The following is a 23,446-nucleotide window of genomic DNA, read 5'->3' on the forward strand; positions in this document are numbered from 1 at the left end:
CGGTCGCTGTCGACACAATCGCGGTGCCGCGAAGCGAGGCTAGCGGGGCTACACGCTGCCCGGCGAGCGGGTCGCCGTCATCGCACTGCCGCGACGCTTGGAGCGCTTTCGCCTCGGCCAGCAGGCGTGGCGCTGGGACTGCGTGAAGGCATGTCGCGGAGGACCCAGAGGCCGGAGGCGGCGGTGAGGCCGGCGACGATCGCGATCGCGCCGCTGTAGCCGAGGGCGTCGGCGACGGCGCCGGCGATGATCGCGCCGAGCGCGTAGCCCATGTCGCGCCAGAAGCGGTAGACGCCGACGACGGGTGCGCGGGCGATCGGTGAGACGGCGTCGGAGATCGCCGCGATCAGCGTCGGGTACACGAGCGCGGTGCCGAGACCGAGCAGCGCGGCGGTACCGGTCGCGATCGCGACGTTGCCGTTGCTGGTCGCGAGGATCGCAAGTGCACCAGCCTGGATGAGCATCCCGGTGACGATCAGCGGCTTGCGACCGATGGTGTCTGACCAGTGGCCGGTGGCGATCTGCGCGACGCTCCACACGCCGGGGTAGACGGCGGCAACCAGGCCGATCTGAGCGACGGATGCACCGTGGGCGGCGAGGTACAGCGGGACAAGGCCCCAGGCCAGGCCGTCGCCTGCGTTGTTGACCAGTCCGGCCTGGGAGCAGGAGCGCAGCGCCGGTACACGGTAGGTGGCCTGGGCGAACGCCTCGTGAAGCGGTGGCGGTTCGGCGTCGGATCCCGAATGGTGGGTGGCTTGCTCGAGCGCGACGTGGGCGGCGGTGTCGTGGACGAAGAAGACCGACAGCAGCAACCCGATCGCGGCGATGCCTGCGCCGGCGACGACGAGGACGTCGCGGGCGGCGAACTGCGATGCCAGCACTCCGCTGAGTCCGGCGGCGAGGGCGACGCCGCCGTAGCCGGCGGCCTCGTTCAGGCCGAGTGCGAGGCCGCGGCGTTTGGGACCGACGAGGTCGATCTTCATGACGACGGTCATGGACCAGGCGAGGCCCTGGTTGATGCCGAGCAGAACGTTGGCGGCGACGATCCACGACCAGCTCGGGGCGACGCCGATCAGCAACGGGACCGGGAGCGCGAAAGCCCAGCCGGCGATCAGGAGCCGACGGCGTCCGGCGCGTTGGGCCAGGGCGCCGGCGCCGAGATTGGTCAGCGCCTTGGAGAGGCCGAACGCGACGATGAACGAGAGGACGGCAGCGTTTGACGTGAGGTGGAAGTCATGGCGGCCGACGAGCGGCAGGGTCGAGCGCTCGAGGCCGACCATCATGCCGACGAACGCGTTGATCGCGACCAGCAGCGAGAACTGCGCGGCGTTTTCGCGCAGCCCGAGGCGGACCGGCGCTACGGTCATGCGCTGTGGGCGTGCGGACGGCCGCTGCGGTTGGCGGCCACGATCTCGGCCTGGCCTTCGGGGGCCGGCGGGATGTCGGTGGTCAGGGCCTGGACGAAGGCGTCCTCGGAGCCGAACTGCAGCGCGCTGTTGTGGCGGCGCTCGAACCCGATCGTGGAGATCGGATTGGCCGACAGGCCGCGCCCGCAGACCGACCCGGAGTAGTGCGAGGGGTAAAGCACGAGATCGTCCGGCAGTGCGAGCAGCCGCTCGGTCAGGGAGCGGTAGAGCATGCGCGCCATCTGCTCGACGGTGTGCTCGCCGCCGGCGTGCAGATCGGGGCGGCCGGCGTCGCCGACGAGCAGCGCGTCCCCCGTAAGCACGAACCACGGCTCGTCGCCGCGCGTGCGATCGGTCACCAGGTAGGCGTGATGGGCCAGCGCGTGACCGGGCGTCGCAACCGCCGCGATGTCGACGTTGCCGAGCGTCACCTTCTCGCCGTCGCTGAGCGCGTGGTGCTCGAACGCAACGCCCGCGCCCTCCGGGAGGTACGCGGTCGCTCCGGCCCTCGCGACGAGGTCGCCCATCCCGGAGACGTGGTCGGCCTGCACATGCGTGTCGAAGACCGCGACCACCTCTGCGCCCTGCGCAGCCGCAAGCTCGACGTAGCGGTCGACGAGGTCGACGTGCGGTTCCACGACCGCGAACTCGCCGCTGGTCTTGCAGCCGAGCAGGTAGGAGGCGCACGCGGTCTCGTCGTTCAGCAGCTGGCGAAGGAACATGCTTGACAAGTTATCAAGTGATCTATTGAATAACAACGAATGGAATCGCGCCGCGACAAAGACGCACTCTTCGAAGCCATCGCGCTGATGGGCAAGGCGTTCGCCAGCCCCGTACGCCTGGAGCTACTGGACCTGCTCGCACAGACGCCCCGGACCGTCGATGAGCTCGCGCGGACCAGCGAGCAGTCCACCGCGAACACCTCCCAGCACCTGCAGGCACTGCACGCCGCCGGCATGGTCTCGCGCACGCGCGAAGGCACCAGCACCCGCTACGCCCTCGCGGGCGACGAGGTCCTGGCGCTGTGGCTGGCACTGCGCGACGCCTCCGTCACGCGCCTGGGCGATGTCGAGCGCGCCGCTCGCGAGTACCTCGGTGATGAGGTCGACGCGATCGGCCGCGACGAGCTGATCGCCAGGTTGCGCGCCGGCGACGTCGTCTTGATCGACGTGCGCCCCATCGAGGAGTACGAGGCCGGGCACATCGAGGGCGCGCGCTCGATCCCGATCGAAGAGCTCGAAAGCCGGCTGGCCGAGCTGCCGGCCGATCGCGAGGTCGTGGCGTACTGCCGCGGGCCGTTCTGCGCCTACGCCCACCAGGCCGTCCGCCGTCTGCAGGCCGACGGCCGACAGGCGCGGCGCCTGCAGGATGGCTGGCCCGAGTGGCGGCTTGCCGCGAAATCCAACAAGCGGCGCAGGGCCGCGTGAATCCAGCAGGAGGACACGATGCGAACCGTCGACGCCGGAGCATGGATGCGCGGCAACCTCACCACGCAGGGCTACTGCCTCAGCGATTCCGAGCGGCGTGATCTGGCGCTGGGGCTGCGGTTCTCGACCGGGTTGTGCCTGAGCCTCGTCGTCGTGGCGCTCGTACTCGCCTCGCCGGTGATGGTGTTCGCGTTGTCCGCGATCGGCGCGGTCGCCGGCTTCGGCGCGCGCCACCCCTTCGACCACCTCTGGAACCACGGGGCGCGCCACCTCCTCGGCGCACCGCCGCTACCCCCCACTCCGCCGCGCCGCCGCGACGCGTTCAAGGTCGGCACGGCGTGGCTGCTCGTCGTCGGCGCGTTGCTGACCGCGGGCGCGACGACCGTCGCGCTCATGCTCGGTGGCCTACTCGTCGCGGCCTGCGCAACCGTGACCGCCACCAACCTCTGCCTGCCATCGGAGACGTTCGCCTGGATCGAACGCCGCCGCACACCCACGTCCGCGAGCAACACCCAAGGAGCAGTCCGATGACCACACCCACCCGCCAGCTCGACACCACAGAGCTCGAGCAGCGTGTCAAGCGCATGTACGAAGAGGTCGCGCTGGAGCCCGAGCGCGAGTTCCACTTCGAGACCGGCCGCCCGCTGTGCGAGCGCCTCGGCTACCCGCCCACCGACCTGGACCAGATCCCTGCCGCCGCGATCGACTCGTTCGCCGGCGTTGGCTACTTCCTCGACCTCGCCGCAATCACGGCCGGCGAGACAGTCCTCGATCTCGGCAGCGGCTCGGGCACCGACAGCTTCCTCGCCGCCCTCGCGACCGGAACCGGCGGCCGGGTGATCGGCGTCGACATGACCGCCGCGCAACTCGCGAAGTCGCGTGACCTCGCCGCCCAGCACGGCTTCCCGCAGACGGAGTTCCGCGAGGGCTACATCGAGACTCCGCCCATCGACGACGCAAGCGTGGACTGCGTGATCTCCAACGGCGTGATCAACCTCTCCGCCGACAAGCCCGCCGTGTTCGCGGCCGCCGCCCGCTCGCTGCGCCCCGGAGGACGGCTCGCCCTTTCAGACATCGTCACCGCCACCCAACTGCCCGAGGGCGTGACCTGCGACGCGTCGCTGTGGGCGGCGTGCATCGGTGGCGCGATGCAGCACGACGGCTACCGCGAGGCGATCGAGGCCGCCGGCTTCCAGATCGAGACCTGGCGCGAGAACACCGAATACCGCTTCGTCTCAGACCAGGCCGACAACGCCACCCAGAAGTACGGCGTGACGAGCATCTCGCTGCTCGCCCGCCGACGCTGACCAACCACCCATCACCAAAGATCAAGAGGAACCCCAATGAGCAACAAGGTCGTCATCAACCTCGCCACCGGCCTGGAAGACCCAGAGCGCGTGATGATCGCGTTCCTCGTCGGCGGCGCCGCCGCGGCCAAGGGCAAGCCCGTCGCGATGTTCCTCACCAAGGACGCGGTGCACCTTGCGGTCCCCGGCACCGCGGAAGGCGTCGCGTGCGAGGGCTGCCCGCCGATCGAGCGCCTCTTCGAGCAGTACGCCGAAGCCGGCGGCGAACTGCTGGTCTGCCCGATCTGCGTCACCTCCCGCGGTCTCGATGCCACCGGCTTCGTCGCCAACGCCCGCGTCGCCGGCGCAACCCCCCTGTGGGACTGGATCGGTGACGAGGCCGCGACGGTCTTCAGCTACTGACCAGCCGCAAGGACGTCGCTGTCTGCGTCGGGCCTACGCGCCGCGCAGGCGACCGCCTCCGCGAGCTCGGCTTGAGCCAGCGCCGCACCGATGCAGCGGCGGATGCCGCCGCCGGATGGGCGGCTCATGTTCGCCGCGCGCGTCTGCCCGGAGAGTCACGCTCTGACGCAGAAAGCCAACCCGAGGTCAGCGAGCGGTGGTGAGCTCGGGCCTCCGTTACTTCGGGCCCGGACCGATCACGCGATGCGGCTACTTCCAGACGCGGACGTAGTCGATGCTCGTGGTGGCGGGAAGCGGGGTGGTGGCGGGGTCGAAGGCGTTGGTGCCGATGCCGAGCGCCTGGGTGAGGGCGATGATGAACGGCTGGTCGAACGGCTGGGGCTTGATGAGCGGCGATGCCGGGTTCCAGTCGTCGATGAGGCATGTCTGACCGTCGTAGATGATCTTCAGCGTGCTCGTCGTCCACTCAACCGCGTAGGTGTGGAAGGCGGCGAGGTTTGAGATCAGGCACGAGGTGTTGGTGACGTTCGGGTCGAAGGCGGCCGCGTTGTAGTGGATGTAGGGGATCGCGCGGTCGGGGTACTGGCTGTAGGCCTCGGCGATGTCGATCTCGCCTGAGCCCGGCCAGGCACCGTACTTGTACGGGTCCACGGGCCACAGCCACATGGATTCCTGCAGCCCGGCGACGGTCGCGGCGGGGAGCTTGGCGCGGACCTCGAAGCGGCCGTAGGCCTGTCCGAAGCGGCCGTAGGTGGAGACCATGCCGCTGGTGTACTGCGTGGTGAAGTTCCCGTAGGGGTCGGTGCAGGTGAACGGCGCCGCCTCCTTGCGGGCGGTGAGGTTCAGCGTCCCGCCGGCGACGGAGATGTTGTTCGGGCTGTTGACGAAGCACGCGGTGAGGCCGCTCGTGTAGCCGCTGTTGGCCGTCTCCTGGGCGATCCACTTGGACCCGTCCAGGCTCGTCCCGCCGAACTCGTCGTCGAAGGTGCACGTCCACGCGCTGCCGCTGCTCTTGTAGATCGTCGTCCCGCAGGTCGGGGCGGACGGCTTGGTGGGCTTGCCGGCGGCCTGGGCGCTCGAGGGAGCGCCGGCCGTGGCCACGCCGGCGGCGAGCAGGAGGCACAGCGCGGAGCGGCGGAGCGAGAAGTTCACGGGTGGTCCATTCGGTTTGGTGCTGCGGGGATGTCCCGACGCGCACCGGAGGTGACGATCTGCTTGTTGGGGCTTCGGCACCGCCGGTCCCATCCTTGAGCGTGCGGCCGAGCGGGCGCCGGCACCGAGCGCGGTCCGGCGCCGCGCGCGCATCCCCTAAGGCGGGCATCTTGTCGGATTCGGATCCTCGCTCTGCAACTCCCGCTGCCGCATCTCGGTCGCCGTCCGCCTCCCGGCGCGGGGGACCGCACGGCGGCGTTCTGGACGTTCGTTTGATCTGGGAAGTTGGGGCTGACCGAGCCCAGCGGCCCGTGTTGTCTGGCTTAGAGGCTTGTCCTCGGACCTACCCGATCAAGGCAAACCCGTTGCGAGGCGGGGACGCAAAGCCAGGGGTCTTCCACGGACGGAAGGCCGCCCAGTTGCCCAGGAGGCATCCATGTACCGCACGACGCTCACCACCATCGCCGCGACCCTCTCGGTCGCGCTCACGCCCGCCGCCGCGTTCGCGGCTGGGATCCCGGCCGGGTTCACCGCCGGCCCGCCCGCATTGGCCACGACCGCTGCGCCGTCGGGCACCCCGACCGCGACGAGCAACCCCGGTAGCGCGTACGTGCCGTCGGGCACGCCGACCGCCGACAACCACCCGACCGGGACGAGCAACCCGGGTATGAGCCACAAGCCCGCCGGCACGCCGGGGCCGAACGCGTCGGCCTCGAGCAAGGCGAAGGCCTACGGCACCTACTGCAAGGGTGAGAGCAAGCAGCCGGTCGACGGGCAGACCGGCACGCCGTTCAGCAAGTGCGTCACCGCCATGGCCAAGCTCGCCTCGGGCGTGACGAGCAACCCCACCAGCGCCTGCAAGTCGCTGAGCAAGAAGCACGTCGCCGGTCAGCACGGGACCGCGTTCAGCCAGTGCGTGAAGGCCGCCGCGAAGCTCGCCAAGGATCAGGCCGTCACGACCCCGGACCCGAGCACCGACCCGGCGCCCGCGACCGACCCGACGACGGACCCGGCCCCGACGGACCCGACGACGGCCACGAGCCGCCGCTGAGCAACGGCCTGTCGGCGGCGACCCCCGAAGGGTCGCCGCCGATCGCCGTGCGGTTCAACTCCACCTACGCGATGACGTCCAGCACCGACATCACCGAGGGCCTCACGATCGCCTATCAGCCGATGGTCGATCTGCAGACCGGGCGACCGTGGGCGTACGAGGCGCTCCTGCGCCCAGAGTCGGCCTCGCCGTCCGCGTGGCTTGCGAAGGCCCGCCGCGAGGGCGCCGGCCCGGTGGCCGAGGCGCTGGCGATCACGCTGGCCCTCCGCGGCGGTCGGCCACCCGGCGGCGCGCTGCTGGCGGTCAACGTCAGCGCCTCAGCGTTGGCCTCCGACGCGGTGCAGCGGATGCTGCCTCGTGATCTGTCGGGGCTCATCCTGGAGATCACCGAGAACGAGCTCGTGCTGCACGGCTCCTCGATCCAGACCCACTTGGACGACCTCCGTGGCCGAGGAGCCTTGATCGCGGTCGACGACGCCGGCGCGGGGTACGCGAGCCTCAGGCAGGTGATGCTGCTGCGCCCCGACATCATCAAGCTCGACCGCGAGCTCGTGTCCGGCGTGCACCTTGACCCGGCGAAGGTTGCGCTCATCGAGGCCCTCAGCCGCTTCGCTGTGCGCACCGGCGCGATGCTCTGCGCCGAGGGCATCGAGCACGAGGACGAGCTCGCCACGCTCGCCGACCTCGACGTGCCGATCGGCCAGGGCTTCTACCTCGCCCGCCCCCACGCCCGGTGGCCGACCGTCGCGCCGATGGCCGCGCTGGCCTGCCGGGAGGGCCTGGCCTCGGCGCTGCGCCACGGCGACCGGCCGCTCGGCGACCACGTCCAGATCCTGCAGGAGGCGCTCGCCGCCCGGCTGAGCAACTGCACCTCCCTCGCAGACCTCAACGCTACCCTTCCCCAGCTGCAGCTGCTGCTGCAAGCCGACGGCCTGAGCATCTCCCGCCTCGAGGACCCGGGCGGGGACCCCTACCTGCAGACCTGCGCCGGGTCCGTCTGGGAGGACGAGCCCTGCTATCGCGTCGCCGACTACCCGACCACGGGCGCGTTGCTGCGGACCGGAGACGCCGCCCAGGTCCTGCGTGGGGATACCGGCGCCGACGAGCACGAGCTGCAACTGCTGCACACCAACGGCCTGGCCGCACTGATGATGATCCCGCTGCGCGCCTGCGGACAGGCCGTCGGGCTGCTTGAGGTCTTCAGCAGTGAGGACCGGCCCTGGACCCGCCAGCAGCTCACGCTCGCGCGCACGGTCGCGCACCATCTCGCCACGCTCCTGCGTCATCTCCCCGCTCACGCTCAGGCGCGAGCGGTCGGGCATTCCGGGCACCCCCGGCTGACCACCTTGCGGGCGCTTCCCGCTATCGCCGCAAACGACACGACCGGGAAGGCCTGACCCGCCGCCCGAGCCTGTTCGGGCCCGTTGACACCGACCAAAGGCAAACCCGTCGCGAGGCGGGGACGCAAAGCCAGGGACCTCACCACGGTGAGGCGGCCCAGCCGCTCATGACCCTCCACCCCCCTCCAGCCCCCCACCCTCCATCCACCCGCCGTCGTGATGAGGCCGGCTTCACGCTCGTCGAGCTCCTCGTCACGATGCTCGTCGGCGTGGTGATCCTCTTCGCCGTGCTGTCGCTGCTGGACGGCTCGGCCGTGCACGAACTCGCCGTGGCCGGAAGGGTTGCCGGGACCGACGACGCTGACCAGACGATCGCCCGGATCGGCGACGACGTGCGCCAGAGCTTCGCTGTCGCCCCGTGGACCAGCAGCCCGACGACGCCGAGCGACACGCTCGATCTGCAGGTGCTGACCCGCCAGTCGGACGGGGCGATCGCGCTTCACACGATCCGGTGGGACTGCGCCGCGCCCGCCGGTGCCGCGACGTGGGCATGCGTACGACGTGACCTCACTGCCGGGACTGCCGACCAGCCGGCCCCGGGGCAGTTCACCGTCTCCGGGGTCAGCGCGTTCACCGTGCTCGCCCCCGTCAGCGGGGCCGGCGGGCTGCCGAGCGTCCGGGTGCGGCTGTCGGCGCCGATCGCCTCGCGGCCGGCCACCGTCGACTTCGACACGACGTTCGTGCCGCGCAACTGCCAGACCATCCCGCTGACCGTCGGGAGTGACTGCCCATGGCCATGAGACGCGTCCGGGGTGAGGCGGGGTTCGGGCTGATCGAGGTGCTCGTCTCGATGCTCGTCCTCGGCCTCGGGATCCTCCCGGCCTACGAGGTGTTCACCCGCGGGCACCAGACCGCCGCGACCTCGCAGAACATCCAGATCGCCTCCGACGTGGGCACTGCGGCGATCGAGCAGCTCCGCGCCCGGCCGTGGTCGACGCTCAGCACCGCCGCCGTCCGCCACACCGCCCCGCCCGCCGATGCGGTGGATCCCGGCCGCGTGAGCAACGGCTCCTACACGTTCACCGACAGCACCGGCACCCAGGTCACCGAGCCGCTGGTGCCGTACTCCACGGACCCGACGGCACCGGCGGATTACGAGCGCTTCGTGGTGCAGACCGACAAGGGTCCTCGGACGTTCGATGTGTGGCGCATTGTCAGTTACCGCCAGGAGAGCTGCCCGGTCCTTGACCTCAGCCGGCTCGCGGACACCATCACCAGCGTCCAGGCCGCGATCGCCGCGCTCACCGCCTCCAGCGGAACCCAGAACTTCCTCTACCAGCTCGTCGGGAGCACCGGCACCGGCGGCCTCTTGGCGAAGATCGTGACCGACACCACCGGTGCGCAGGCCAAGCTCACCTCGACGGTGCTGGCCCTGCTCGGATCAACGCTCGGCGCCAAGACGCAGGCCGCGCTCAGCACGAGCCTGGATGCGATCCAGGGCGGGACGGCGCCACTGCAGACCGCGGTCGCCGGGCTGCGCAGCGCGCTCACCAGCCTCTCAAGCGGCCTTGACCCGCTACGGCAGAAACTCACCGCGGGAACCACCACAGCGGGACTCACCGGCACGCGCGTTGATCTGTGCCAGCTCCCGGACAGCACCACCCTCCCGGACCTGCGCGACCTCGCCGCCATCAGCCAGGCGCTCCCGACCCTCACCACCCAGCTCGCCACCCTGACCTCGACCTCGACGACGCTGGATCAGAAGGTCACCGACCTCTCGAGCTCGCTCGATAACGTGGTGCTCGGCGTGGCCGACAGCCTGCTGAGCACGATCTCCTCCCAGGACGACGCGGTCACCGCCGCGGCCGGCTCGGTCACGCTCAGCGGCAGCCTCGGCGTCAGCGCCGCCGACGGGCGCACCGTCACCGCGACCGTGAGCACCCAGACGAGCGTCGACCTCGGCACGCTCGCCAGCACCCAGACCGACCGCGCGAGCGCGCTGCTCGCCGTGCTGAACACCGGCAGCGCCCACAACACCGTGCGCGTCAGCATCGCCGTCCGGCCCGTCTCAAGCAGCCCCGACATCGGGCCCCGCAACTACATCTGGCTGACCACCGTCATCACCAACCCCGACGCCCACCTGTTATGACCCGCAGGCCCACGTCCTCGAGCACTGATGCGGGGTTCACGATGGTCGCGACGATGATCGTCCTGTCGATCGTGCTGCTGCTCGCCGGGACCGCGATCGCCGTCGCCGTCTCCGGCCTGCAGCGAGCGACCCCCGCCCGCGACAGCGAGAAGGCCCAGGCCGCCGCCGATGCCGGCGCCGACATCGCCGGCTACCGCATGAGCAAGACCCTGATCGCCCCCGAGAGCGACGGCCTGCTCGGCCTCGCCACCGGCACGCTGCGCACCCTCGGCTGCGTCGGCGTGCAGATGAACGACGCCAGCACCACCAGCATCCCCGCCCAGCCCGCCACCACCGCGACCGTCAGCACCCCGCTGGCCACCCTCAGCACCACCACCGCCGGGGTCCAGGTCGCGCCGATCTCCGCGGGCAACAACTTCTGCCAGATGACCACTGAGCAGCCCCTCTCCGACGGCGAGTCCTACCGCTACGCGATCTCCACCACGATCACCCTCCCCAGCACCGTCGCCGCCTCCACGAGCATCCCGGCCGGGCAGCTGATCGTCCGGCAGGTCTCCGCGATCGGCCACGCCGGCCACACCTACCGGCGCGTGATCGTCTCCTACTGGCTGAACCTCAGCACCCCTACCCACCCGTTTGTGCGCCGCCACTACACCCGCTGCCCGCCGCTGCCCGCCGGCGCGACGGACCCCTTTGCCAGCTGCCCCACCAACCCGGGATACTGACCCCGATGCCGACCCGGCGCCTGCACTCGCGCGACTCGCCCCGTTCGGTGCAGATGCGGACTGACTTCAGCGCGTGCGGGGTGTTGTCGATACATGGGACGTGGCCGTGAGCCCACCACACACCCTCCCCTCGCCGACGGGCCTGCTCGCCCGGCGCCTACCCGTGCGCTCGAGCGCGGTCCGGGCGGACTGCACGCTGTTCTCGCAGGTCTACCGCGAGCACCATCAGGACCTGTACCGGTACATCCGCTCGATCCTCCGCGACCCGGCCGACGCCGAGGATGTCCTGCAGAGTGTGATGGTCAAGGCGATCGTCGCGCTCCAACAGGAGGACCGCGACTTCGAGCTGCGTCCGTGGCTGTTCCGGATCGCCCACAACGAAGCGATCAACCGCATCCGCCAGCAGCGCCCGACGAGCGAACTGGACACCACACACGCCAGCAAGGGCCCGCCGACGAGCGACATGGTCGCCGACCGCGACCGCCTCAAGCAGCTCTGGAGCGACCTGACGCTGCTCCCCGACCGCCAGCGCCAGGCGCTCGTGCTGCGCGAGCTCAGCGGCCTCTCCCACCAGGAGATCGCCAAGGTCCTGGACTGCGCCCCGACCGTGGTCAAGCAGACGATCTTCGAAGCCCGCACCGCCCTGGCCGAGCTCGCCGAAGGACGCGCGATGCAGTGCGATGAGATCCAGCGCAAGCTCTCCGACGGCGACGGCCGCGTCCGCCGCGGCCGGCGTATGCGCGGCCACCTCGCAAGCTGCTCCGCCTGCCGTCACTTCGACCTCGCGCTCACCGCACGGCCCCAGGAGCTCGGCGCCCTCTTCCCCGTTCTGCCCGTTGCCGCGAGCGCGGCGCTGCTCGGCCACCTCTTCCACACCGGCGGCGCCGCCGCCAAGGGCGGCGCCCTCACCGCCGGCGCCGGCGGGGCCGCCGGAACGACCAGCACCGTCGCCGCCGCCATCACCACCAAGATGGCCGTCCTGGCCGCGACGGGCGTCGCCGCCGCCGGGGCCACCGGCGTCGCGGTCCATCACCACGCCACGACCCACCCGGCGCCGCGGACGTCCATCAGCTCCAACGGACCCGCCAACACGGCCGGGCACCGCGCCGCGACCTCCGGTCCTGCAGCCACGCCACCGGCGACCGCGGGGACGAGCCGCCGCGCAGCCTCCAGCCGCGCGTCCGGACCGACGACGGCCGGCGGCGACTCGACCCACAACATGCCGCAAGCGCACAACAGCGCGACGGGCGCCCCGTCGCAGACCACGGCCGCACATCAGCCCTCCGCGTCGCCGACGAGCGTCCCCGCCGCCCAGCGTCCCGCGCCGACGCGGATACGCCCGGTCACCGCGACACCTTCGGCGCCCGCCCCGACGACCGTGACGCGCCCAAATACCGCGACACGTCCGCCGACGAGCACCGGAACGGCAGCAGCGCCGACGACGACCGCGCGTCCGCTCACCACCACAGGGCCGACCGCCGCACCGACGACACCCACAACCACCGCGCCCGTCCCGTCGTCATCCACAACCACAACGCCGACGGCATCTGCGAGCGCCCCGACCACCACTTCCACGACCGCACCGACCACGCCCACCGTCCCGACCAGCGGCGGTGGCAGCGGCACAGCCCCTCGCTCCGGCCCCGGGGCCGGCGGCACCGCGGCCGGCTGACCGAGTCCGTCCGCACGGCGTCCCGACGCCCCCCGGGGCCGATCAGGGCGCGAGCAACGTCACGTGCGCAGTAAACGTCTGCCCGCCGAGCACGACCACGACCCGGAAACGGATCCGCCCTACCCGGCGCAACGCGCGAAGCCCACTCCTGGCGAGCTTGGCCTTGGCCAGCACGTGGCCCGTCGAGGACGCAATGAACCGCACCGGGCCGACCCGGACTCGCCTGCGGACGGCGCCGACCCTCAGCTGCTTCACGCTGCGCAGCGCGAACGTCCCGCCGCTCGACGGCGTCGCCCTGAAGCGGTAGCGGAACCGGCCGTGAGCGGACACGCGCAAACGCCGCGGCGAGGAGGCGAACCCGGCCGTGGGCGAAGGGGTCGTGGTCGCGCCAGCGCCGCCGGTCGTCGTCGATCCACCGGTCGTGCTCGCCTGCCCGCCGGAGGTGGTGGTACTCGTCGTCGGCGAGGTCGTTGTGCTCGTGGTCGTCGTGCCCCCGGTCGACGTTGACGTGGTGCCAGTGCTCGTTGTCGTGGTGCTCGCCGCCTGCACGATGACCGTGCCGGTCATCCGCGGGTGGACCTCGCAGTAGAAGCCGAAACTCCCGGCACTCGCGAACGTCCGGTCGTACGTCCACGAGGAGCTCAGCGGCGTGACCGCCGCGGCCTCACCGTCGAAGCGCAGGTTGTGCGTGCCGTCATCGGTGTCGGAGAAGTGCACCGTGTCGCCCGCGGTGACGGTGACGGTGCTCGGACTCCAGGTGTTCGAGCTCGTCGCGCGAATGGTTGGCGTGGAGGCGAGCGCCGGCAGCACCGCGCAGGCAAACCCGAGCACCGCGACGACCACAAGCACCGGCCAGGACCGAAAGCGGCCGACGTCATCAGACCGAGAGAACGACATATCCCCTCAACAACGCCGAGCACCCAACGTTGGAAGGATTTCCCGCGATCAACAGGCGCCGGCGGTGCCCGGTACGCCGGGCGCCGCCGACACGGTCGGTGCTAGAACGCGCCCACGCCGTTGGGGGTGCCGAGGCCGGTCGGGCCGTCGAAGCCGGTCGTCGCGGTGCAGAGGTAGCTCCCGCCGCAGGTGCCGTTGCTCCCCGAGGTCACGTCGAACAGATCGCTCGTGTGGAGGTACGGGTAGGAGCCGTCGCTGACCGTGTTGCCCGCGAGGGCGTACACCCCGGCGATCACGGGCGCCGACACGCTCGTGCCGCCGAACACGAGCCAGCCACCCGATCCGCGGAAGGAGTCGTAGACCGCCACGCCGGTGTTGGGGTCGGCGACCGCCGAGACATCCGCGACCGTCCGCTTCGAGCAGCCGGTGTCCTTCTGCCACGAGGGCTTGGCGATGTACGCCGAGCAGCCGCTGCCGGCGCCCGACCAGGCCGTCTCGGCCCAGCCCCGGGTGCTCGCGACCTTCTTCAGCGACGTGCCGCCGACGGCGGTGACGTACTGCGAGGCGGCGGGGAACTCCACGCCGTACCCGTTGTCACCCGAAGACACCGTGACGGCGATCCCGGGGTGGTTGTAGTGGGACTGGTCGGTGACCTCGGAGGCGTACTCGCTGCCGCCGTAGCTGTTGGAGATCGTGGAGGCCCCAAGCGCCGCGGCGGTGTCGACCGCCGTGCTCAGGTTGGCGAAGCTGTTGGTCTTGGCCTCGACCAGCAGGATCTTGCAATTCGGGCAGACCGCCGACGCCATGTCCACGTCAAGCGAGATCTCCTGCGCCCACCCGCCGTCAGCACGGGGGTAGGAGCCCTGCACCCCGGCCTGGTTGACCTTCTTGAAGCAACCGTTTGCGGTCGTGCACGCAGGCAGCCCGTACTGCGCCCGGTACACGGCGAGGTCGGACTCCGCGTTCGGATCGTCGTAGGCATCGACGATCGCGATCGTCCGCCCCCCACCCGCACCCGCAGCCGCCGTCGCCAATGCGTAGGCGGACTGCAGATCGGCCGGTCCGAACCCGGACGGCGTCGCCGTGGCCAGCGGCGCACCCGACGCGTCGGTGACGACCTGGGAGTCACAGTGCGCAAAGCCCGACGGCGCACCCGGGCAGACCGCCTTGTGCGCCACCCCCTGCGCCGACGGCGCCGCGACCGCGGCCGAAGCCGAGGCCAAGAAGAGAACGGCTACGGCTACGGCCGTACGGCCGGCACAGCGAGCGGTGGAAAGCATGAACACCTCAGGGTGGAAACCACGGCACAGACCCAGCGACCGGCACCGACAATCATCGGCAGAAACGGTACCGCGCTTGAGCCCAACTGCCGGCGCGTTACCGACGCAGGGTGGAACGGCGCAGTGAGCGGCTCCGCCGGCGGTGAGGTGCGCGGCGCCGGAGAAGACCGGGACGAACACATCCGGGGCCGTCCGGGTCGCAGCGCCCTGGCCCCTACGTGCCTGACCATCACCAATGTCAGCTGCACGCTGGTGCTGATTGAGGTCCTGCGGATCACTTGCGCCGTTGCGGGCGGCGGAGACGGGACTCGACTCGACCGCGACCTATCGGCGGCGGTACGGCGGCGAGGAGGAGACCAAGGTTGCCGTCCGCTGCAGTAGCTTGCTGAAGACACTCATACATCCCGGGGGGTCCCTGTCCAGGGGCTGAGAGGGCGCTTGCAAGCGCCGACCCGACGAACCTGATCTGGCTCATACCAGCGAAGGGAGGACCACATGTCGTTGCGCACCCAGTTCCCGTCCGATGCCGTCTGCCGGACGCAGATGCGGCTGGCCCGCGACGGCGTCGTCTCGCCCGAGATGCGGCGCGTCGCCGAGCGCGAGGAGCTCCCGGCCGAGACGATCCGCGCCGAGGTCGCCCGCGGCCGGATGATCATCCCGGCGAACGTCCACCACACCGCCCTGGACCCGATGGCCATCGGCCTGAAGGCACGGGTGAAGATCAACGCGAACATCGGCAGCTCCCCGACGACCTCGTCCCTGGACGAGGAGGTCGAGAAGCTCGCGCTGTCGGAGCGCTGGGGCGCCGACACGGTCATGGACCTCTCGACCGGCAAGCGCATCGACGAAACCCGCAAGGCCATCCTCGCCGTCGCGACCGTCCCGATCGGCACCGTCCCGATCTACCAGGCGATCGAGCAGGTGAAGGCGGCGGAGGACCTCACCGGCGACGTGCTGCTGCAGGTCATCGAGCACCAGGCGCGACAGGGCGTGGACTACATGACGATCCACGCCGGCGTGCGCCTGGAGCACCTGCCGCTCTGCCGCCACCGCGTCACCGGGATCGTCTCCCGCGGCGGCGGACTGCTCGCGCGCTGGATGGTCCACCACCGCCAGGAGAACCCGCTCTACACGCGCTTCGACGAGATCCTCGAGATCTGCCGCGCGCACGACGTCACGATCTCGCTCGGCGACGGGCTGCGGCCGGGCTCGATCGCGGACGCGTCGGACGCCGCGCAGTTCGCCGAGCTCGAGACCCTCGGCGAGCTCACCGAGCGGGCCTGGGCCCGCGACGTGCAGGTCATGGTCGAGGGCCCGGGACACGTCCCCCTCGACCAGCTCGAGGCGAACGTCCGCCTGCAGCAGGACGTCTGCCACCAGGCGCCGTTCTACACGCTCGGCCCGCTCGTCACCGACATCGCGCCGGGGTACGACCACATCACGAGCGCGATCGGCGCGGCGATCGTCGGCTGGCACGGCGTGTCGATGCTCTGCTACGTCACCCCGAAGGAACACCTCGGCCTGCCCGACGCCGAGGACGTCAAGCAGGGCATGATCGCCTACCGGATCGCCGCCCACGCGGCCGACCTCGCGCGCGGCTCGGCGCGCGCCCACGCCCACGACCGAGCGCTCTCCGAGGCGCGCTTCGCGTTCGACTGGAACCGCCAGTTCGACCTCGCGATCGACCCCGACACCGCCCGCGCGATGCACGACGAGACCCTCCCCCAGGACCACTTCAAGACCGCCGAGTTCTGCTCGATGTGCGGGCCGAAGTTCTGCCCCATGCACAACTTCCGCGACGTCGACTGGGACGCCGTCGGCGCCGTGATCGCCGAGCGCAAGGCCGCGCGCGCCCAGACAGGGTGAACGCACCGAGCGACAAGTGGCGCCACCTCCACGCGGTACCGGTGATCAACGACGGTCCGCCTGTTGATGACCGCGCGCTTTGACAGCGGCCACATGGTGCCCGACGTTCATCGCTCGCTCGACCACGCGCTTGGTCAGCCGCGAGAGCAGACCGCCCGGGCCACCTCTACTCTGGGCCGCGGCGAGGAGGCTCGGCGAGCGCCTCGCCGACGAGCAACTGGCCCCGCGTCGGGACGCCCAGCGGGCACTTCCTCATCCTGCATTCGCTTTGGCGACGTTAGAGCTCCTTCTTGGTCACGCCGGCACAAAGGATCGGACTTTCTCCGTTCGCGTGGCGGGTCGTACCCGTGGGTTGCCGAGGTAGGTGATCGTCACCGCCGGGTAGGCGGCAGGGCCTCGCAGTCTGTGCGGGAGCGGACGATCCAGCCGGAGGCGTCCATTCGTCACCCGGGTGGTGAAGTGGAGCGTCTGGCGTCCGACCTTCAAGATGATGAAGACCGGGTCGGTGTTAGCCAGAGGCGTGATCGTGCTGAGCAGCTGAAGCCGGCCAAGGCGGAGTCTCGCGTGACGGACCCGGAGCGCTGCGGGTTGACGGCTGGGTGCCGGACCCAGCTTGTCTCCGGCGGGAGGCAGGGTGGCGGACGGTGGGGTGAGCGTGGTCGGGGAATCCGATGGCGTCGTCGGCGTGGCGAGCACGGGCTCAGTGGGGGCGGGCGTTGACGGTGAGGATGGGGCGGGGCTGGTGAGGGTCGGCAGGGTAGGGGTGGTGAAGGTTTGGTCTTCGCCGAAGACCGGCCCGCTACCGGTGTCCAGGGCGGCGCGAAAATGGTAGGTCGTGGCCGGCAGCAGGTCTACGACCAGGGCAGCGATCTGGTGGGTGCCGGCGTCTGCTCCGACCGTCTGAGGCGTTGTCCTCAGGCCGTAGGCGGTCGTGGTGCCGTAGTCAAAGAAGGCGCTGGTCGGCGTGCCGTCGGGGTCGACGGTCGCATTCGCGGTCGCCGAGTACGGTCCGATCAAGCTGGCCGGCTGCGTCGCCACCTTCGGTGCCGGTGTCGGTGTCGGTGTCGGTGCTCCGTAGATGGTGCCGACGCCGGTGGGGCCGTCGTAGCCGGCGGCCGCGCTGCAGAGGTAGGTGAGGGTGCAGGTGCCGTTGGATCCGGTGAGGACGTTGGTGTAGGTCCGCAGATGCCCGTACGGGTAGCCCAGGGTCGCGGCAGTTGGCCCGATCAGCGCGTCATACGCGGCGACGATCGGGGCGGCGGCGCTCGTGCCTCCAAAGACCATCCATCCACCGGCGCCGGCATAGGTGAAGCTGTCATAGACGGCAACTCCGGTTTGCGGGTCAGCGACGGCAGACACGTCGGCGACGGTGCGGCCGGCACATCCCGTGTCGGTCTGCCAGGTGGGCTTGGGGATGTATGCCGAGCAGCCGCTCCCCGCGCCGGTCCACGCTGTTTCGTTCCACCCGCGAGTCGAGCCGGTGTCGCGGACCAGCTGCGTGCCGCCGACCGCGGTCACGTGGGCAGAGGCGGCGGGAAACTGGACGCCGTAGCCACTGTCGCCGGAGCTGGCGGTGATGGCGATGCCGGGGTGGTCGTAGTGCGCGTCGTCGGCGAGCTCGCCGGAGTACTCATCGCCCCCGTAGCTGTTTGTGATCTGGGTGGCGCCGAGCGTCGCGGCGCGGTCGACTGCGGCCCCGATGTTGCGCATGCTGGCCGAGTCGGCTTCGACGAGCAGGATGTGGCAGCTCGGGCAGATCGCGGAGACCATGTCGAGGTCCAGCGAGATCTCTTGCGCCCATGAAGCGTCCGGGGCAGGGTAGGCGCTCGTGCCTCGCTGGTTGACCTTGGTGAAGCACCCGTTGGTGCTTGTGCATGGGAGGAGCCCGAAGCGGGCGCGGTAGGTCGCCAGGTCGGCCTCTGCGTTCGGGTCGTCGTACGCGTCGACGATCGCGACGGTCTGGCTGCTGCCAGAGGCAGAGGACAGCGTGCTCAGGCCGTAGGCTGCCTGCAGGTCACCGGGCCCGTACCCCGCCGGGGCGGAGGTCACCAGCGGCACGGCCGACTCGTTCGTGACCACATCCGCATCGCAGCGGACGAACCCGCGGGCTGCCGCCCCGCATACCGGCCGATGCGAGCGGGCGGTGGTGGTGGCCGCATCGACCTGCGCAGGGTGGATGCCGCTGACCGTCAGAGCGACGAGGACGACCATGACCATCCTCCACCACGCACCAGCGGGACCGCGCTCGCTTGACCGAACGTGAAGAAGAAAAGGCACAGTGCGCATCCACCACGCCTATCGGCGGCAGGCGCCCTGTGCGACTCATCCCTGCCCGCGAGTAGACAAAAGCGGAGGACCGGGATCCCCAGTTTTGTCGGACAGAGGTGGCCGGGTTCAGGTGGGCGGCACCGACCGTGACGACACGGCCGGTGCGGGGTGGTGTGGTCACGCGACGAGCCGCCGGTAGAGGGCCTCGTACGCGTCGACCATCCGCTTCAGGTCGAACCGTGCCTGGACCCGTTCGCGGATCAAGCGCCGGTCGAGGGCCAGCGCGGCTGGGACGTGGGCCACCAGTTGCTCCCAGTCCTCCGCGACGAAGCCGGTGACGCCGTGCTCGACGACCTCGGGGACGGCGCCGCGGGCGGTGCCGAGGACGGGCGTGCCGCAGGCCATCGCCTCGATCATCACGAGGCCGAACGGCTCGGGGTAGGTGATCGGGAAGAGCAGCGCGGCGGCGCCGGCGAGCAGCTGGTCGCGGGTCGCGTGGTCAACCGGGCCGACCCACTGGACGCGGTCGCCGTCCAAGTGCGGCTCGAGGCCGTGAGCCTCACCCTCCACCTCGGGTCCGGCGAGGATGATCGGCATCCCGGCCGCCCGCGCGATCCGGATCGCGTCCAGGGGCCCCTTGTCGGGCAGCAGCCGCCCGAGGAACAGGAGGTACTCCCCGACGACGGGGGAGAACGGGAAGGCGTCCACTTCGATGCCGTGCGGGATCACCGTCACGTCCAGACCGGCGCCGAGCGCGGACCGGTGGTGCTCGGAGGCGGCCGTGAGGTGGGCGGTCGGGGTGCGGCGCTGCGCCTCCCGGACCTCGGGGGAGGAGTCCACGTGCTGCGTCTCGACGAACGGGACGCCGGTGAGGCGGGCGAACGGGAGCGCGAAGTGCAGATCGTGGGCGTGGATGACGTCGTGCTCGTGCGCGTGCGCGAAGGCGGCGGCGGCGTTGATGCTCTCGGCGAACCGCCAGTCCCACAGGCGCTCGTCCTTCTCGTAGCCGAACGGGCGCTCGGCGCGCAGCCGCGCCGTCGTCTCCGAGTCCCCTGTCGCGTAGAGCGTGACGTCGTGGCCGCGGCGGACGAGGCCGTCGCAGAGCGCGCCGACGAGTTGCTCGATCGAGTCGCCCGCGCCGCGCCTGACGGGCTGGGCCACGGGGGCGATCAGGGCGATCCGCAGGCGACGCCCGTCAGGCATCGGCGCCGCCTGGGGTCGTGTCCGCGACGCGCGAGAGCGCGTCGTGGTCGGCGATGTCCATCTGGCGGTTGTAGAGCGACGCGTAGAACCCGTCGCTGGCCAGTAGCTCCCCGTCGGCAAACGGGCCCTGCAGCACCATCGCCACCTGACGGCGCAGGGACCGGTGGCGCATCTCCCACAGGTCGACGCCGGCCATCGGGATGCGGCCGCTCGCCGGGTCGAAGAAACGGACGAGGAGGTTCACCATCATTGCCTTGCCGACGCCGGTCGGCCCGACGATCGCGACCGTCTCACCCGCAGACCCGGTGGCCGGCCTTGTAGGAGAAGCTCAGACCCACGGCAGCAAATCGGATCGCACCTTCATCGCGCGCGCAGGAGCACGGTGCGCCGTGCCGTCACCGTCGTGCCGTCCAGGGTCCTCGCGCTGAGGGACACGCGGAGGGCCAGGTGGCCGCCGCGGGTCAGCGCACGGCGGGCGCGCGCGTCCAGCGGGAGGCGCACCGTGAGCGTCGTGACGGGGACGTCGCGGCGGACTGCGGTCGCGACGGTGCGCCCGCGTCCATCCCGGATGCGCAGGCGCAGCGTGTCCAGCGGTCGCCGCACCGTGACACGGGCCCGTGCAGCCGAGCTCCCGGCCGGCGCGACGGTGAACGACGCGATCGCCGCGCCTGTTCCCCGCGCGCCGTTGCTCGAGGTGGACCCGGTACCGCCGATCGTGCCGGTGGCGCCGCTCGCAGTCCCGTTGTTGCCGCCGCCGCCGCCGCTGCCGCCGCTCGTGCCCGGGCCGGAACCAGTCGGCAGGGCCGGGGGCGGCGGGGGCGGCGCCAGGTCGTAGGAGATGGCGTAGGTCGGATCGTCGCCGCCCGAGTCCATCGCGATGACGTAGCGGCCCGCCTCCGGAAACGTCCAGTCGAACGTCTCCTCGGAGTAATCGTCGGTCACGGGGCCGCTACCGGCCCCGCTGCCCTCCCCACCGAGCTGCCCGCCGTGGAGGTCCAGCAGCGACGCGTACACCGGACAGCCGGTGAGGTCGAGGGAGAGACACGGCGAGACCGTGTTGCGTAGGTCGAACCGGTAGGTCGTCCCCGGCGTCGGGATGTCGAAGAGGAGGTAGTCCACGTCCGTCTCGCTGACAAACCGGCCGTCGTAGACCGTCCCGGGCCCGATCGGGCCGTAGCCCGTGGCGATCGTGTCCGCCGGGACGCCGTCGACACCTGCAGCAGCCGGCGCGCTGCTCGCGAGCAGGATAAGGACAGCGGAGCCGCCCAGCCACCCCCGGGGCAGTCTCATGCGGCGCGGCGGCCCGCCAGCACGGCGCGGAGTTCGGCTGGCGCCCCGCGCCCTTGTGCGGGGCGCGGCGTGACCGAACCCGGCAGCGGAGCCCGAACCTGGCGTGCCAGCCGACTGCGCCGGGAGGCGCGCACCACGGTCGTGACGGTCCCCAAGAGGGCCGCGGCGCCGCCGCCGAGGATGACCAGCGGGATCAACACCACCACGCTGAGGCCCCAGATCACGGGCCGCAGGAGCTGCTGAAGGGAAGTGAGGCGTAGAAGACGGGGCATCAAGAAGGAAGGACGGTCGGGGGCACGTGCTGATAACACACGACTTCGGCAAAGGTTGGTCGTACATCCCACGCGGGAAGCTCAGCCAGCTCCCGACGAGACGACTCGTCCCGTGGCAAGGACTTCCCCACCGTCATCGGCTGGGATTCCGCGCGGCGGTGAAGCCCAGCGGTGGCGCAGATAGTGACGTGAGCCCGTGGGATGTGATGAAGCGCCGTGGCCTTCCGCGGAGCGGGCGAGTCTCCAGACGTTCTTCATGTCGACTCTTCGGGAGGGTTCCTCATGCTCGCAGCCGCGGTGTTCAAGCCGGTCTCGGTCGGGTTGGGCGAGGACCGGTTCGCGTCGACCCGGCGGGCGTTGGGCCACGATCCGAAGCGGCACCGCTGAGGCGAGCTGCGAACCGCTTGCCGGATGGTCATGAGCGGCTCCGCCGGCGTTGAGGTGCGGGGTGCCGGACGGAGCCGCTCATGGTTACCGCCGCCGCTGAGAGGCGGGCGGCCGCGCTCGCGGCGTTGCGGGGGTTGCCGCGGAGCGATCGGTGCATCCAGAGGGCTAGCCGAGCGACGTGTGCACACGCGGCCAGCCGCTCGGGATGTCAGCTTACGGGCTTGCCGGTGGGGTGCGACGGCGCCGTGGGCGGGGTCGTCGCCGTCGGCGGGGCCGGGCGGTCGTTGTGCATGGTGCGCGCGTCCGTGCGGGCGTTCGTCACGATGCTCGTCACGAAGCTGCGGACGGACGCGGGCATGCGGTCGGAGAAGCGGCTGAGGATGTCCGCCAGCGTGCCGTGCTCGGTGGTGACCGCGTCGTAGGCCTTGGCCAGCCCGGGCTTGGCCGCGTCCGGGGTCGACGCCGCGCCGAGCAGCTCCTTGAGCTTGTCGGCCGCTGTGGTCTGCCCGGAGACGTCGGGCTTCACCGCAGCGGCGAGCGTCTGCTTGTTGGACGGGGTCACGGCGTCGCTGACCAGCGCCTTGGCGTCGGCGGTGATCTCACTGGAGCGATCGGTGGAGAGCGCCTGCACGGCGTGAGCCAGTCCGGACTGCGCCTGCGCGGGAGCGGTGAGCGCGACGGCAGCAAGCACGGCAAGCGCCTTGTCGCGACCCTTGGTGTCCGCCAGTGCGGCCTGGGCGACCTGGTTCTGCACCGTGCCGTGGGTGCGGGGCAGCAGCGTGGCGAGCTTGACGATGTTCGTGTCCTGCTGTCCGGCGACGTCGGCCTGCGCGTCGGCCGCGAGGGCACGGTCGGCAGCGGTGCGTGCGGCGTGGCGGGCCTGGGCGGCGGCCGAGCGCGCCAGGCCCATCTCCTTGCGGCTGGCCGTGAACGCCGCGGTGCCGCGGGTCACGTCGCCGCCCTTGAACAGGGTCAGCGCATGGGTGAGCGCGCTGTCGGCCTTGGCGGTGTGGCTCGTCGCGGCGTCGACGCCGGTCTGCACGTCGGCGGCCGACGCTGCGGCGGGGACCGCGAGCGCCGCGGCTGCCGCGACGCACATGAGAGATGACTTGCGCATCTTCACTCCTTGGGGTGGGACTGCGGGTGGACCCTTCTCACCCGGTGCAACACCACAGTGGCGGCAAGGTTGGAACGACTCTGGCTGCCGTCCGGCAGTTCCGCTGGTGGACGGACGAGGGCTCCGGAATGGGTCCTGACCTTTTGGCGGCCAGTGGTGTTGATGCGGTGGGGCAGCCGAGCTGGAGCGGGGTCCGCCCGGCGCCCGATGACGCGCGAGATCTCAGTCGATCGGG

The 23,446-nt window shown here is 71.0% G+C and carries 21 protein-coding genes, 1 pseudogene and 3 riboswitches; of the genes and pseudogenes, 11 read left to right on the forward strand and 11 right to left on the reverse strand.

Translation table 11 applies throughout. The features are described from left to right. Positions 1-77 precede the first annotated feature (77 nt). Together NBH00_RS23805 and NBH00_RS23810 are read right to left on the reverse strand one after the other, a co-directional pair. Positions 78-1,367, reverse strand: coding sequence for an MFS transporter (locus NBH00_RS23805; RefSeq protein ID WP_254571056.1), 1,290 nt, complete (start codon positions 1,365-1,367; stop codon positions 78-80). Next, positions 1,364-2,128 (reverse strand): MBL fold metallo-hydrolase, encoded by a 765-nt coding sequence (locus NBH00_RS23810; RefSeq protein WP_254571057.1) that lies wholly within the window; start codon positions 2,126-2,128, stop codon positions 1,364-1,366. Before NBH00_RS23810 ends, NBH00_RS23805 begins: the two co-directional genes overlap by 4 nt. 39 nt (positions 2,129-2,167) lie before the next feature. On the opposite strand from NBH00_RS23810, the gene NBH00_RS23815 reads away from it, so the two are divergent. From NBH00_RS23815 to NBH00_RS23830, 4 genes are read left to right on the forward strand one after another with little or no spacing between them, the layout of a single operon-like run. Further along, on the forward strand, positions 2,168-2,833 hold the full coding sequence (locus tag NBH00_RS23815) for an ArsR/SmtB family transcription factor (protein ID WP_254571058.1): 666 nt from the start codon (positions 2,168-2,170) through the stop codon (positions 2,831-2,833). 18 nt (positions 2,834-2,851) lie between these two features. Beyond that, the gene (locus NBH00_RS23820) at positions 2,852-3,364 is read left to right on the forward strand and encodes a DUF4395 family protein (RefSeq protein ID WP_254571059.1); all 513 of its coding nucleotides are present in this window, start codon (positions 2,852-2,854) and stop codon (positions 3,362-3,364) included. Beyond that, positions 3,361-4,140, forward strand: coding sequence for a methyltransferase domain-containing protein (locus NBH00_RS23825; protein ID WP_254571060.1), 780 nt, complete (start codon positions 3,361-3,363; stop codon positions 4,138-4,140). The genes NBH00_RS23820 and NBH00_RS23825 overlap by 4 nt, the downstream gene beginning before the upstream one ends. A gap of 36 nt (positions 4,141-4,176) precedes the next feature. Then, positions 4,177-4,542 carry a DsrE family protein gene (locus tag NBH00_RS23830; protein WP_254571061.1) on the forward strand — a complete coding sequence of 122 codons (366 nt, stop codon included), beginning with the start codon at positions 4,177-4,179 and terminating at the stop codon, positions 4,540-4,542. 249 nt (positions 4,543-4,791) lie between these two features. Here the strand turns inward: NBH00_RS23830 and NBH00_RS23835 are convergent, their stop codons facing one another. Continuing rightward, positions 4,792-5,694, reverse strand: coding sequence for a glycoside hydrolase family 16 protein (locus NBH00_RS23835; protein WP_254571062.1), 903 nt, complete (start codon positions 5,692-5,694; stop codon positions 4,792-4,794). 345 nt (positions 5,695-6,039) lie between these two features. Continuing rightward, positions 6,040-6,121: riboswitch (cyclic di-GMP riboswitch) on the forward strand. 9 nt (positions 6,122-6,130) lie between these two features. Here NBH00_RS23835 and NBH00_RS23840 point away from each other — a divergent pair. The 6 genes from NBH00_RS23840 to NBH00_RS23865 all read left to right on the forward strand — a co-directional run bounded on the left by NBH00_RS23840 (position 6,131) and on the right by NBH00_RS23865 (position 12,631). Then, positions 6,131-6,745, forward strand: coding sequence for a hypothetical protein (locus tag NBH00_RS23840; RefSeq protein ID WP_254569725.1), 615 nt, complete (start codon positions 6,131-6,133; stop codon positions 6,743-6,745). A 71-nt stretch (positions 6,746-6,816) separates the two neighbouring features. Beyond that, a complete protein-coding gene (locus tag NBH00_RS23845) occupies positions 6,817-8,142 on the forward strand; it encodes an EAL domain-containing protein (RefSeq protein WP_254571063.1) in 1,326 nt (441 codons plus the stop codon). A 32-nt stretch (positions 8,143-8,174) separates the two neighbouring features. After that, a riboswitch (cyclic di-GMP riboswitch) is annotated at positions 8,175-8,254 on the forward strand. Further along, complete coding sequence (locus NBH00_RS23850) at positions 8,253-8,885, forward strand: PulJ/GspJ family protein (RefSeq protein ID WP_254571064.1); 633 nt, start codon at positions 8,253-8,255, stop codon at positions 8,883-8,885. Its footprint overlaps the riboswitch before it by 2 nt. Beyond that, entirely contained in the window at positions 8,882-10,234 is a 1,353-nt protein-coding gene (locus tag NBH00_RS23855) for a prepilin-type N-terminal cleavage/methylation domain-containing protein (RefSeq protein ID WP_254571065.1), read from the forward strand. The genes NBH00_RS23850 and NBH00_RS23855 overlap by 4 nt, the downstream gene beginning before the upstream one ends. Continuing rightward, positions 10,231-10,959, forward strand: coding sequence for a hypothetical protein (locus tag NBH00_RS23860; RefSeq protein ID WP_254571066.1), 729 nt, complete (start codon positions 10,231-10,233; stop codon positions 10,957-10,959). The genes NBH00_RS23855 and NBH00_RS23860 overlap by 4 nt, the downstream gene beginning before the upstream one ends. A 106-nt stretch (positions 10,960-11,065) precedes the next feature. Next, complete coding sequence (locus NBH00_RS23865) at positions 11,066-12,631, forward strand: RNA polymerase sigma factor (protein ID WP_254571067.1); 1,566 nt, start codon at positions 11,066-11,068, stop codon at positions 12,629-12,631. A gap of 42 nt (positions 12,632-12,673) precedes the next feature. Here NBH00_RS23865 and NBH00_RS23870 read toward each other — a convergent pair whose 3' ends face one another. Both NBH00_RS23870 and NBH00_RS23875 read right to left on the reverse strand, forming a co-directional pair. Further along, on the reverse strand, positions 12,674-13,480 hold the full coding sequence (locus NBH00_RS23870; protein WP_254571068.1) for a cupredoxin domain-containing protein: 807 nt from the start codon (positions 13,478-13,480) through the stop codon (positions 12,674-12,676). 149 nt (positions 13,481-13,629) lie between these two features. Next, positions 13,630-14,808: a S53 family peptidase gene (locus NBH00_RS23875; RefSeq protein WP_437126599.1), complete on the reverse strand. Its 1,179-nt coding sequence runs from the start codon at positions 14,806-14,808 to the stop codon at positions 13,630-13,632. Positions 14,809-15,203: 395 nt separating this feature from the next. Further along, positions 15,204-15,313: riboswitch (TPP riboswitch) on the forward strand. On the opposite strand from NBH00_RS23875, the gene thiC reads away from it, so the two are divergent. Continuing rightward, entirely contained in the window at positions 15,304-16,674 is a 1,371-nt protein-coding gene (gene thiC, locus NBH00_RS23880) for a phosphomethylpyrimidine synthase ThiC (RefSeq protein WP_302182667.1), read from the forward strand. It overlaps the preceding riboswitch by 10 nt. A gap of 294 nt (positions 16,675-16,968) precedes the next feature. Here the strand turns inward: thiC and NBH00_RS23885 are convergent, their stop codons facing one another. The 6 genes and pseudogenes from NBH00_RS23885 to NBH00_RS23910 form a co-directional block, all read right to left on the reverse strand. After that, positions 16,969-18,885: a S53 family peptidase gene (locus NBH00_RS23885; protein ID WP_254571070.1), complete on the reverse strand. Its 1,917-nt coding sequence runs from the start codon at positions 18,883-18,885 to the stop codon at positions 16,969-16,971. A 234-nt stretch (positions 18,886-19,119) separates the two neighbouring features. Next, positions 19,120-20,145 carry a glycosyltransferase family 4 protein gene (locus NBH00_RS23890; protein ID WP_254571071.1) on the reverse strand — a complete coding sequence of 342 codons (1,026 nt, stop codon included), beginning with the start codon at positions 20,143-20,145 and terminating at the stop codon, positions 19,120-19,122. Continuing rightward, positions 20,138-20,434 (reverse strand): annotated as a pseudogene (locus NBH00_RS23895) (ATP-binding cassette domain-containing protein); the annotation flags it as partial. The pseudogene NBH00_RS23895 and the gene NBH00_RS23890, both read right to left, overlap by 8 nt. Positions 20,435-20,505: 71 nt before the next feature. Beyond that, complete coding sequence (locus NBH00_RS23900) at positions 20,506-21,435, reverse strand: hypothetical protein (RefSeq protein WP_254571073.1); 930 nt, start codon at positions 21,433-21,435, stop codon at positions 20,506-20,508. Beyond that, positions 21,432-21,659: a hypothetical protein gene (locus NBH00_RS23905; RefSeq protein ID WP_254571074.1), complete on the reverse strand. Its 228-nt coding sequence runs from the start codon at positions 21,657-21,659 to the stop codon at positions 21,432-21,434. Before NBH00_RS23905 ends, NBH00_RS23900 begins: the two co-directional genes overlap by 4 nt. Positions 21,660-22,302: 643 nt before the next feature. Continuing rightward, positions 22,303-23,211 carry a hypothetical protein gene (locus NBH00_RS23910; protein ID WP_254571075.1) on the reverse strand — a complete coding sequence of 303 codons (909 nt, stop codon included), beginning with the start codon at positions 23,209-23,211 and terminating at the stop codon, positions 22,303-22,305. Between the last annotated feature and the right edge of the window lie 235 nt (positions 23,212-23,446).

Source organism: Paraconexibacter antarcticus, assembly GCF_024220175.1.
In the GTDB taxonomy this organism is placed as follows: Bacteria; Actinomycetota; Thermoleophilia; order Solirubrobacterales; family Solirubrobacteraceae; genus Paraconexibacter; species Paraconexibacter antarcticus.